Raw genomic sequence first — 13,208 nt, 5'->3', positions numbered from 1 at the left:
CCGTGTGAGACCGTGTTGAGACCGTTTCACAACAAACCATGTACTAAACGTTTTGAACCATGTGTGCCGACCGAACGACACCCACTCTTGGGATACCCCTTCATTGCTGCAATTAAATCACGCTCATAAAGAATACATTCAGGATGGTATTTGTATCTGGAATACCTCCACTGGTTATTTTACTCTCCACATACGCTACACAGTATGGAAATCAGTAAGCTCATTGACCGCGTTGAATCGAACGCTATCGTTTTGCCAGAATTTCAACGTGAATTTGTCTGGAAGAATTCTCAGGCGAAAGAACTGATGAATTCACTTTTCAGACAGTATCCGATTGGAGGTCTCCTCACGTGGGAAACCGAGAATCCACCAGAAATTAAAAATGACGCAATTGAGGAGGAGAAACATGCTCTGTTTGAAGTTCTCCTTGATGGACAACAGCGATTGACTGTCCTGTATATGCTTGTCAAAGACGAGATACCACCGTACTATACTGAAAACGATATTGCCAATGACCCTCGTAATCTCTTCTTCAACGTTGACACTGGTAATTTCCATTTTGAAAATAAAATGACTCGTGATGGTGTTGAGTGGGTTAAGGTAACAGACTGTTTCAACGGAGAAATAGACGGAATCTCGATTGCCCAAGAGAAAATCGGAGATAAGCCAGAACAAGTATTAGACCTTTCAAAAAAGTATAACCAACAGCTCAATCAACTCCAGAGTGTAACTACCCGAAGTATTCCCGTCGAAACTCTCCCAAAATCAGCAGACATTCATCAGGCTATCGACCTCTTCGATAAAATCAATTCACAGGGAACTCATCTTAGTGATGCTGAACTCGCGTTGGCCCACATGAGCGCAGAATGGGCTCATATCCGACGGAATATGAAAGCCAAGCAGGCTTCACTAGCCGAGCAGGGATTTGACTTCAATCTCAACTTCTATGTAAAATGCATGATAGCGACACTGACTGATACCATGACGTACGAGCAGGTGTATGATGTACCTGAAGCAGACCTCAAATCGAAGTGGGACCGATTGGCAAAGGATGGGGGTATTTTTGATTACGTTGTCAACGTTCTCCAGAACCATGGGCACATCCCGAACTCAGACTATATCAACACCCGAGACGTTCTGATTCCATTTATTGTCTATTTAGATAAACAAGATAAGCAACTTAGCCACGAAGAAAAGACGCAGTTTCTGCGCTGGCTCTATGCAGCAATGATGTGGTCCCGATATAGCGGCTCATCCGATACGACAGTTGAACATGACCTGTCGCTCTTGACAAACGACTCCCCAACTGACCATCTGATACAAGAAATACGTGATGAAAGAGGTCGGATTGAAGTTCAGGCGTCTGACCTGCAGGGTCGAGGGAAACGGACTCGTCGATTCTACAATATGGTCCGCACAGTTGTCCGGGCAAACGACCCAGTAGACTGGAAAACAGGCGAACCACTCAAAGGCAGCTATCAGTTGGAATCTCATCACATTTTCCCAAAGAGCAAACTCTACGAAGAATACGACTCGGGGAACTCAACGCACCGAAAACTGGTTAACGAAATTGCTAATCGGGCATTCTTAACCCCAACCACGAACAGACAGTTAGGTGACGACCTCCCTGAAGAATATCTCCCAGAGATTGTCGAAGCACATCCAAAAGCGTTGGAATCACAATTCATTCCAGACAATCCTGAGCTCTGGAAACTGGAAAACTATGAAGATTTCCTAGCAAAACGACGGGAACTCTTGGCCGAAGCTATCAACGATTACATGGATGATTTAGTAGTGGGCGATACGGGAGGAGGGGGAGGAGAGCAAGAATCCGCCGAGGAACTTATCGAGAAAGGCGAAAATACCCGAATAGAATTCAAACAGACCTTCCTGTATGATGTGTATCGAGAGCAAGCAAATAAAGAGCTAAAGAAAGAAGTAGCCAAGGAAATTGCAGCACTGGCGAACTCTGAGGGCGGAGCTATTGTAATTGGAGTTGAAGACGATACAAAGGAAGTCAAAGGTCTTGAACGAGACTATAATCTGATGAAGAAAGGAAAAGATTCATTCGGCCTACAACTACAGCAGGAAGTTGCAGACCGATTGGGGCAAATGATGGCTACTGCGTATACCCATACTAAATTCGAGGAGGTTGATGGAAAAGAAGTGTGTGTGATTTGGGTTGATAATAGTCCAAAACCTGTTTTCTTTGAGGAAGATGACAGCGAACAGTTCTACGTCCGTACAGGCACTTCGGCTCAGCCGTTGACTATCCAAGAAGCAAATGAATATATCGACGAGAACTGGAGCCAGAGTCCAATCGCGTAATTTATTCGGATATTCGACGTGGCCTTGCAACTAAGAACCAGAGAATCTACGACAATTCGCTGTACTTAGCCAGCCATTCCCGGATTTCACGCTCTGCTTCCGTTTTTTTCGGCACTGGAACATCTAATGTGAGACGACGGGCAGCAGTTGTGGCGTATGTAGCAACTATTTCTTCGCCCGTTACGGGTTCATCCATAGAAACCTCTGGAGCACTTTCACTGAATTTCCCGGCGACTCGAATAATGTCATCGTCAGTGACACCGTCAAATTCTGTAATAAGCTCCTGTAGAAGATAATCGAATAGTTCCTGATGGGGGAGTGGTATCACTACTGAAGGGTACCAATCCAATACGTCTGGGTCAAAGGAGACTAGAACTTCGCCCGGTTCAGCGAACATCGCCTGAACAGTATCTGCTGGTGGGTCGCTGGTAACTGGTGGGTTCGCATCCTCTGGAATACTTAGCCGATAGAGCTTCTGATAAGGTGCATCTTCATCTTCCGTTAATTGCCGGTCGAGCATTTCGAATGTCCATCCTTTGTTGCGAAGAACCTGACTCTGGGTAAAGAGTCGCTTGACAACATCGGGGTCGATGAGGGGTTCGAATGGTCGGTCCGTATATCCAATACTACCAATATCTGGATGAGTGCCAGTCCAGCCGTAGAGTTTTGCTTCTTCGATAATTTCCTCCGGACGAACCTCATCAAGTTCTTGAGCGAGTCCAACCTGCTTCGATTTCTCTTGGACTTCTTTCGATTGGTTCTCAGCGTCAGCAGCAATATCTTCTCCAGATTTTGTGGATTCTCCCATAGCAACGCTTTGGACTTCCCCTTCCAATCCGTCCAGAATTGGACGGAGAGGCCCAACCGCTTGCTCGAAGAGATTAATACGTTCATCAAGACGGTCGTAGATGTCCTCTTCAACCGTTTCATCATAAATATAATTCCAAACAAGCACTGTCTCGTTCTTCTGACCAATGCGGTCAATACGACCGATTCGCTGTTCCACGACCTGCGGATTCCACGGCATATCGTAGTTTATCATAGCATCACAGGTCTGGAGATTCAGTCCTTCACTTGCTGAATCGGTACAAACGAGAATCGAAAGGTCGCCATCAGGGTCAGTGAATTCGCGCTTCACACGCTCTTTGCTCACACCACTCCATTCCTCGCGGTCTGAATCGTATATTTCCCCACCGCCACCGGAGTAAGTACCTACGTTGTGGTGACTGAGACAGATTTTCTGCTTGATAGCGTCCATCGTGTCTGTGTACTGTGTGAAGATGATTACCGTGTCTCGACCCAGTGAACTGAGTTCACTCAGGTCTTGCATCAGCTGCTCTAATTTCGGGTCTTCGGGAACGTCGTAGAGCTGTGCGATGAAGTTCTCTAGTTCATTCAACTCGAACTTACGAACACGTTCCCCGGCAGACCCAGTTGCACCAATTTCATCAACGGTCATCCCATACTCGCGCTGCAATACCTCTTCGCGGTCGGCAATCGCACCTGTCCGGAGGTCACTATCCGAGACCTCTGATACATCTCGCAGGTCTGAACGGAGATTTTCTCGACGGCGCTGGAGAGACTGCTCGACCGCATGGAGGCTTGATGTGAGCCGTTGTCGATATGTCGTCATCACAAAGCCAATAGCCGTTTTTTCCTTGCCCTCTAGCAGTTTCTTTGACTGGTCATACACGTCAGTGATGTATGTCTCGACACGGTCATAGAGCGGTTCAGCGTCTCCGAGCTCAACTGACCGTGTTTCAATATCTCGCCGTGGGATATTTTTATCGAGCAGATTGGCTCTCTGGCACATACGGAGAGTTTCACGGGTATTTCGGAATACACGAGATTTGACCGGTGTTGTCTCCTCGCCAAGGTCGAGTAGGAACCGAAGGCTATCTACAGAAAGATTCGAGAACTTATTTTTCCAGTCTCTGGGACCAAGTCTTCCAGTGCCGAGCACTCGGTCAAGACGACGACGCTCGCTTAGTGAAAAATCACTTTCATCGATTTCGTCTCCAACCCACTCGGCAACATCATCGTGTGCCTGTACAAATGACTGAATCATTCCTGCCCACGTCCGAAGATGGGTAATTCCTTCGTACGGCTCGAAGTTCCATTTCGACGCGAGGTCGGGCAGGATTTCTTCGACCGTCCTCGACCCAGCGGCATCGATTTCATCGAGGGTTTCAGCAAGGTCTTGCTGCATCTCGAAGTACGTCTCGAAGGATTCGCGGTCGTTCCAGTCCTCGGGAAGGTCACATACCCGAAGAAGGTCGAACAGCTCAGTGATTTTTAGCTGCATCGGCGTCGCGGTGAGGACGTACGTGCAGTCGGTGTCGTGTTGTAGTTCGGTGAGCAGTTTGTAGAGGTTCGTTCCATCACGACCGTGGTGGGCCTCGTCGACGAGTGTCAAGTCCCAGTCGAAGTGTCCCTCAGGTGGGTCGCCCTTACTAGTCTCCTCCCAATGGACTGTCGGGGAGAACATCCCCATGTTTCCTGTCCGTCGTGCCGTATGCCACGAGGCGAGGACGACCGTGGGTTCGTCGCGGTCGGAGACGAACTCACCGATATGCGAATCTTCCCACCTATCGAGAACCTCGTAGTCCGAAAGCGAGTGTTCGACACCGTAGGCGTCGCGTAGAACGCGCTGTGCGCCGCTATACTCGTAGGAGTACGCGTTGATGTTGAACTTCTCCAGCAGCTCCTCTTGCCACTGTGGCTGGACGGTCGCTGGAACGAGCAGCAGGGCATCACTGACTTCGCCGATAGTGAGCAACCGTGAAATGGTGAGGCCAGCTTCGATGGTCTTCCCGAGCCCGACCTCGTCGCAGAAGAGGAGGCTCTCGGGGTAGATACTTGTGGCCGTGTCAGCAATGACGCGCTGGTGAGGCCACGGGTCAATCGGGCTGATGTCCTCAGCGAGATGTACTGCACCGGGTAAGAGACCGCGTTCGTCCGCAATACGACTAACTGTAGCCTCCGAAGCGGGCGGTTCACTAGATTTCTTTAGCCGCTCGACGTGTTTCTCAACCTCCTCGTCGGATTCAGGCTGCCAGTCAAGGATATCTCTCTCTATGGCTTCATCGATACTCGTGACCTCAACATCCTCGTGCTCTTCGTTCCAGAGACGCTCGAATGTCTTCACGTCCTCCTCAATGTATTCGTTCTCAACCTCGTCCCACGAGCGGTGAACTTTGAATCGCTCGTAGTTGCGATACCACGCGTTGTACGTCTCGTTGATGCTCCCCTCGAACGAAATTCGGTTTCCATCGGAGTCTGTTGCGATACCGAGCTTGGGATGGAAGATACCCGAGTCAGAGTTGTTTCGGGGCTCACCAATTTTCAATTGGAGACGACCTTCATCCAGCATTTGTGCGATGAGAGCAAGTCGTGACTCTCCTTCCTCAGAGAGAGGTGCATCGTCAGTCAGGACTGGCTTGTTCTCTTGGCTAAGTCGTTTCGATGCGATAATACGGATTTCGCCGTTGGACTCGAATGCGGTTTCGATTCCTTGGAGGGCGTCGGCGAGGTTCTGGAGGCTTAGGTAACCAGCGAGACGGTCATACTGAACCGCTCTTGAAAGCATTGGACGATAGAATGTGCTAATAAGTGACTGGGTACCTCTGAAATTGCTCTCATATACGCGATTCCAATCGACTTCTTGTAGAGGCATCAAACTAATCAGAAGTCCTGAAGAGTTGGACGAGATTCATTTTCCTCGCCAACAGTTGGAAGTGAAATGTCAAGGAGTTCTCCTGTTTCACCAGAGACTAAATTGAGTAAAAGCTGGTAGTCGTTGTGACTTTCGGGAAGAACTTGAAGAAGACTCTTAATACATTCTTTGAATGCGGTGCGATTCTGAAGGTCTCGTTCGTTCAACCAATTCCATGTGAAGTCTGAACCCTTTGTGTCTATCACATTCATCGCTGCATGAACTGCATCAATTGCGTGACTGAACGACTGGTCCTGAGGATTAACAGGATAAGCTCTTTTTCTACGCTTCTCACCAGATTCAAGAGCTGTGTAGTCACGGACTCTATAGTCATGTCCTTTCAGAACAAGTTGGTCACCACTCTTTCCCCAGATTTTGGTATCAGTTTTTGCTTCGTCAATATTCACTCCGACCCCTAGTCCCAGTTGGCGGGCATCGTCGTAAGGTATTGCATCACGCTCATAAACCAGCCATGCTAGAATATACCATGTAGATAGCCCGTCAACATCATCTAAACTTCCTTCCAGCACTCTCTTAACAAGTTCTTCAACAACTGCAGTACGGGCCTCTTCTAATGCCTTCTTAGGACGAACAGGATTCTCATGCATATCCACTACAGGATACTCTTCAGTGAATACTCTCAAAGTCGGTCCGAATGCCCCAATAATTGTGTCTGTTTTTGTAAGGTTTAGGTTCGAATCGAGTAATTCATTTGCTTTCTCACGAGCGACTTTTTGAGTTTTTGAGCGAATATCGCTCCACAATGTTGTGGATTTATTTTTTGGAGTGTCTCGTTGTAATGGTTTCCGACATGTTAAGAGTAGAGTGCTATCCGCTGAAGACCTCTCTTGCATCCCTACTCTCTGGGGCATCTCGCTTGTAATGGTGTGTGTTGAGGTCACCGTGAACCCTGAATTAATTAGTGACATCGTGAGCGAGTCCCATGCTGCAGTCTCTTTGTCTGTGAAGTATACAGTCAGCACTCCGCCCGGTTCTAAGACGCGGTATGTCTCCCCAAATATGTCTCCCATCTTATTTTCATACCGCTGACGTGCTGCCTCAGATTTTGACTCATCTTCTGAAGCAGATACAATAATTGGGTTTTCGACAGCCTCGTCTTGTTTATTAGTTTCAGGCGAGCTGAACTCATTTGTGAAAATATCGCCGAGATACTCTCTAAACCACACATAGAACGCGTCCGAGGTCTCAGCATACATTAAATTGTCACCGTAGGGTGGGTCCATAACAACCGATTCAATAGACGAATCGTCATACGGGAGGTCAGCCGCATCGCCATTCCGGACACTCACTTCTTCTTGTTCGACATGTGATACATAATCAACTATTTTCTCATAGTTGTCAATAACATTATTTGCTTCAGAAGCATAACTGTATGACCCTGCCATTAAATTACTCTCACTAAAGTGCCAAACGAAGAAAAATCCATTATTACCCAACATACTACTTGGAGAACCACGTCGGATATCAATTGGCTGAAGACGTGAGTTCCGTTCTATGAGTTTTATAGGTATAAATGAGAGCAGTGTCAAAATTGCCTCTGCTCTCTGTTGTTCATACTCTGACTGAATCTCGGGCTTGACTTCTTCAAATGCCTGCTGATAAGTAGCAAACGACAACAGTTGACGAGGACTGTACAAATCCCTCCATTGAGTTATGCCGTACGGCACAGAGCGGTCATAATAACCTTCATATCTGTCTGTAGTTAGTAGCGTCGCCAAACTTATTTCGGATTCAATTTTTTCTTCAGCTCTTTGAACAGCTTCACGGTCTTCATGAGTGGGCGAATGATATTGACTCCCATTTATTTTTTCGGAGAACCGGACTCCACAAACTTCGAAGTCAACCTCTCCATTCTGGAAGAGTTTAACAACATCATCACGCTCCGTAACTACACTACAGTGGGGGCACTCTATGTCACCCCCACTAACTGTCCCCTCGCTGGGGTCAAACTCCGACTTCGAAACGTCGTCAGGGATACTAACTATTTTGAATTGGAGTTCTCCGTCCTCAAAATTCGGGCGGCAGGCAATCCCTTTCTTTTGATTGAACCACCACCTGTTGGAGACTGCTACCCGTTTACCACAAGATGGGCAATCAAGGCTGTATGCTCTGAAGTATTGATTTGGTGGCACTCCATTTCGCTTGGGGAAGTAGCTCTCTAAATCGGATTGAACAATGTCCTCAATCTTGCACATCCAGCTTCTGATTTCAGACTCCAAAGAGCCCTGTTCAGGGGCGTACTCCAAAATCACCTTGTTTAACAACCAAGCAACTGGATTAAGTTCATTCGAGATTGTAGGAAGCCCATAACGGAGCGATTCAAGCGGAATAGTACCTCCTCCAGCAGTCGGGTCTAAGACTGTGGGTAGCTTTCCATCCCAATGTTCGCGAAGAGTTTCATGCAGTGACTCAGATTTCTTCTTACTAGGCACTGTCTTGTGAGGATAATCGTACCCGAAGTGGTCTTCAACTGAACCAGACCTCTCATCTTTTGTAGAGAATTTCTCAACTACGTAATCGTCAATATTTTCGGATATATTCTCGCGAGGTCCAATCCCCATCAATTGGAGTAACTCTTCATTCGATGTTTCACGTGGGAGTATTGAAGCTAAAATCGCTAAGCGAGTCGCTGCAGTAGGTCTACGCGCAAACCATTTGAAGATACGCCGATGAGGAGACATCGATTCTGGATTCCCCTCTTTTATGCTCTCAATTCCGACGGTCTTGGTAGGTAGAGTCTCTTCTATCTTGAGCTTGCGATACGAGTTCTCTTGCGCGGGATTGTCTTTTTCTTTAGTCATTTGATTATAGATGTGCTGTGAGTAGGGTTCTTAGTGCTTTTACCCCGTTCGGATTTGTCGGAGAGCGGCATTTCGCGTGCCAATAGTAGCATTCCTCAATACTCATTCGAGTAATGCTGTCTGCGACAGTAGTTAATTTCTCGTATTTTTGAAGTCGCTTCATCGCTAAGAATGCAGTAGTCAGTCGAATCCCTGCCCCCTCAGAAAGTATGGCAGAGCCCTCTCCACGAGTTACAAAATCAACGTTAATCCCACTGTCATCCAATACATCACGAACCAATCTCTGGACGGCTTGCTGACGGCTATTTGAGAGGGTCGCTATTTTCAGAGCACACCAATCTTGCCACTGCCAATCACTTGGCGTGCGACCAGAGGGAGTTCCAACTTCAGAAAAGTCAAAAACTCCGTTCGGGTCCTCTTGCACGTATGGGACAGCGTCCGTGACAGCCACCCTCGTGAGTCTATGATTACTATTCGCCTTTCGAAATCGTTTCTGGCGTCCGTCAGCGAGGTCTTCGGGCACCAGTTCGTACAGCGTGAGACCAGCGTCGACACCCAGACGACGCGTTAGTGCGAACGTCGGCCGACCACCATGCATACTACTTCCATAGGCGAAGGATTCCGATTCGACGCTCATGCGCTCACCTCTTCACTCTGTTCCGACGATTCCTTCACGGTACCCGAAACGACAAGTTCAATATTATTAATCCCTCCGAGGCTTTCGAGCGCCTCCTGTAGCACGTCTAAAGTTTTTTCACGAGTGTTGTCTGCCAACGATTCTGTATTGATTATCAGGACTGCCTCGCCTTCGGAATCTCCACCCGCACTGATGAAGCTTTCTGGAATTCGGTTTGTCCCGAAGTTTTTAGCGAATTCAGCTGCCGACCCCTCGAAGCCAGCTTCGAAGATGCTGTTAGGAGTATCAGTTCCCTGTGCCATGTAGTCGAACACAACAGAGGTTGCTTCCCCGATGTTATCTAAATCTTTGAGCTTGTCCGAGATGAACCACGTTCGTTCCCAGACTTGGTCACCTTCTAACTCGATTTCGATGGAGTCAACAACAACTACGATATCGCTGCTGGACACGTCGTAGTTGTCCCGCAGGCTCATCTTCTTCTGGTCGATAGCTGAGTTCGCGTCGGAGAATGCGCCCTTGATAGCACTCGGTGAGTCCGTACTGGCATTAAATGAAAGCTCGGAGCGTTTTGAGGTTTCGATGCCACCACTCCCACCGCTTCCACCACTACCACCAGAACTTCCGCGACTTCCACCGCTACCTCCTGAGTTGTCTCCTTCGCCGCCACTTTCGCCACCTTCCTCTTTCTCTTCGGGAAAGTCGAGGTCGTGCTCGGAGAGAAGTATATCAGTATTGCCGTAGACGATGTGGTCTTCACTGATTAGGACGCTTGACATTGGAAGGTCTGTTGACATTTGTTTGGCCTCGGAGAGAGTATTCTTTCCTTCCGGTGTGGTCACCGTCATTCCCTCGGAACAGTATCCTTCTCCCGCAGTTTCATCCCAGAAGACGAACTTTGACATATCGCTCGTCGTGACAGCGCGAATAGTTGCGCGGAGTGGTGTTGGGTCGAGCAGAATGCGGATATCAGTTCGCTTCGCAACGAACTTTCGGATGTCCAGTGTTGTCATGGAGTCGGGGTCTGACTGCCAGATTCGATTTCGGAACCACGTCGTCCCAAGTGCTCCCTCGTCCTGCGTGATGAGTTTGTCGAGACTTTCCAGATTCTCGAAGACGATGTCGTGGAGGTCGGAACTATCGTTGACGGAGTCAATGGTCTCGTTGGACAAACCATCGGAGCTAGGATAGTACAGATGACGGTATGCTTGACGGACAGATTCACCAAGTAGCGCGGACTCCTTCTGGAGCCGTTCGTCGAGGTCGTCACGCTGGGCACTGTTGAGTTCTGCTTCCCACGCTTCCCCGTTGAGGATACGTTCCATCGCCTTCACACGACGTGCGTGGTCAAGTGCACCTTGAGTCTCCTGCTCCCCAGCTGCGAGGAATACGACGTTGTTCCGATACACTCGCTTCTTCTCAGAACCGGGCGACGACCCTGTCTTATTGGCCAGCGTCTGCAGGAGCTCTGGTGGGTCATTAAGGTCACTGGTCACCGTTACAGGATTGAATCCCATCACAGCGAGACGAACAGTATCGTACTCGTCTGGTACTTCATAGGGGGCCTGTGGGTCGTAGATAGTCTCGAACACCCCACCGCCGAGCGCACCTCGAATGGTCTGTTCTAATCGATTCCGAGCTACTCCCGGTTCAATTTGCTTTGCCTCGTTGGTGATGAGTTTCGAAATCTTGGGTTCACCTTTGAATCGAAGGAGTCCATTCTCAGTCTCGTAGAGGAAGAATGCCTCTGTATCGGGGTTCGACCCGGTCTCATTGAGATTCTTGAGCGCGTCGCGGTAGTGGTCCAGTTCGACACTAGGCTCCAGTATCATTTCCCAGAGCTTCCGACGAGATACTCCACGGCCACGGTTTCCTCCCGAGACGATACTCTTCCAGAGAATACTCGTTCCGAGATGGGTCGCAATCGGTGGGTGCCCCATTGGTGTCCAGTTTTCATCTTCGTACTGGCAAGCGGCCTTTCCGTCATTTGTATAGATATCTGACTTAGAAGCCGTGCGGAGGTCTTGCTCAATGTGTTCGAAGAGGTCAAGCAACGTTGACCAGACGTGGTCGTCTGACGGGTGCATATCGAATGTCCTGACGTAGTGACGACCGGCGTTGTTCTCTTCGTCGTTCCAGATTCGATGAACTGCACGTGAAACTAACTTGAGTGCCCCGCGTGTGCGTTGGAAGTTTGGAAGCGTGTCAATTTCCTTCCCGAGAAGGTCGATAAGTGTTGGATGAAACGGGTAGGTGCGTTCGAGCTGTTTTTTGAATTCTGCTTTGGTTACTCTGTCGGGCAGCTCGTCTTCGAGGTCTCTATAGTATGACTGGTACTCGTCTGCGACGTTTTCAGCTGCGTCTTCATCGACTGATTTGAAAAGTCGGTGTTGAAGAACAGCAGCGACTTCGTCGTCATCGGTGGGCGTAACAGAATGTTCTGTCCGTTCAGAAATATTATCAAGGTCATTGATGAGCTCTTGTACGTCCTGTGCTCGTTCTTCGAACGCAGTTGATGACACGGACAGGATAACCGTCACTGCATCCGTATTCTGGCTGGCACGCATTAGTGACCAAAGGAAGGAATTAGTTTGGTCAGCTAATGTTGAGTCCTCAACGCCGACCCCAGAAGCCTGTTCGAAGTACTGCGCGACCTCATCAATGAGAACAAGACCGGGGTCATCCAATGTCTTGAACAGTTCCGCGATGTCAGCTTCTCCGGGAGTAATACGGTCCTCATCATATTCGCTGAACTTTGCATACCCATCAGCTCCAGCTAACTGATACGCAAGCTCTCCCCACATTGTCTGTGTGTTCGGGGCATTCTCGTCGTCTTTGTTGCACTTCGCGTCAGCAGCACTAACGTATCCTCCCTCAAATACAGCTGTTCTAACAGAGAGTTCGTCTTTTATTTCCTCAAATTCCTCACGTGCTTCATCCTCGGTGATATACTCCCCGAGGTTTTCAATGGCTTCGGGATTTCGTGAGAGGTGGTACGCGGCTATCTGTGAGTGTGTTTTCCCTCCTCCAAAGACCGTATCAAGCGAAAGCAATCCGTCTTCACCACTAAATTCTCCTGTTACCTGCCCAGTATAGCGTTTGGCAAGAAGTGTGAGAAGAGTCTGAAGACCGTCTGTTGCATACGTCTTAGAAAAGAAGGTCTGTGGGTCTGCATAAATATCTGGAGATTCGTCGGGTTTGAATACAACATCTGAGAGCTTTGCAGCAAATTCGTTTTCTGAAAGTGTTCCTGATAGTACATCTTCGTGAGGAGTACACGACTCAAACAGTGTGGGAACTTTTGCAGACATTGATGATATCCCATTCGATGAGGTGGAGTCATTAAGTGTTTCCGTCTCTTTCTTACTTAATGACAATTGTGTTGCTAGAATGTAGGAGCAAGACTTGATAACTAATATAATAATTTTGTAATATGAGCTAAGATGAATAAATTGGTCGTAATTTAGCACAGTACATTGGATACCTGACATGAATTAGGCTATTGAAGATTTTCGGATTTTAGATATTGTAAAAGATATGAACACAAAATAACGATTTCTAATAACACGGGCAAGAATACGTGTATTATAGAACTAACCGAAACACTGTTGCGGTTCTGTGTAAAGGGAAGCGATGATTCATCGCTTGATTTTGGTGAGTACAACGCAATCTCACATTGTAATCACATATTTTGGTCATGCGAGAGTTC

Annotated in this window: 5 protein-coding genes; 1 reads left to right on the top strand and 4 read right to left on the bottom strand. The window is 48.1% G+C overall.

The genetic code is table 11. The features are described 5' to 3' along the window. The first annotated feature begins 204 nt into the window (after nt 1–204). A complete protein-coding gene (locus EOW68_RS13595) occupies nt 205–2,328 on the top strand; it encodes a GmrSD restriction endonuclease domain-containing protein (RefSeq protein ID WP_128225711.1) in 2,124 nt (707 codons plus the stop codon). 46 nt (nt 2,329–2,374) lie between these two features. On the opposite strand, the gene EOW68_RS13590 is transcribed toward EOW68_RS13595, so the two are convergent. The 4 genes from EOW68_RS13590 to EOW68_RS13575 form a co-directional block, all read right to left on the bottom strand. Beyond that, nucleotides 2,375–5,917 carry a DEAD/DEAH box helicase gene (locus EOW68_RS13590; RefSeq protein ID WP_431358932.1) on the bottom strand — a complete coding sequence of 1,181 codons (3,543 nt, stop codon included), beginning with the start codon at nt 5,915–5,917 and terminating at the stop codon, nt 2,375–2,377. A gap of 95 nt (nt 5,918–6,012) precedes the next feature. Further along, nucleotides 6,013–8,865 (bottom strand): DUF1156 domain-containing protein, encoded by a 2,853-nt coding sequence (locus EOW68_RS13585; RefSeq protein ID WP_128225709.1) that lies wholly within the window; start codon nt 8,863–8,865, stop codon nt 6,013–6,015. Nucleotides 8,866–8,869: 4 nt separating this feature from the next. Further along, nucleotides 8,870–9,463, bottom strand: coding sequence for a DUF7680 family protein (locus EOW68_RS13580; protein WP_431358941.1), 594 nt, complete (start codon nt 9,461–9,463; stop codon nt 8,870–8,872). Nucleotides 9,464–9,498: 35 nt separating this feature from the next. Then, complete coding sequence (locus tag EOW68_RS13575; protein WP_128225707.1) at nt 9,499–12,810, bottom strand: ATP-binding protein; 3,312 nt, start codon at nt 12,808–12,810, stop codon at nt 9,499–9,501. Between the last annotated feature and the right edge of the window lie 398 nt (nt 12,811–13,208).

Source organism: Halovenus amylolytica (assembly GCA_004015825.1).
Lineage (GTDB): Archaea > Halobacteriota > Halobacteria > Halobacteriales > Haloarculaceae > Halovenus > Halovenus amylolytica.
This window is presented reverse-complemented; position numbering and strand designations above follow the sequence as displayed.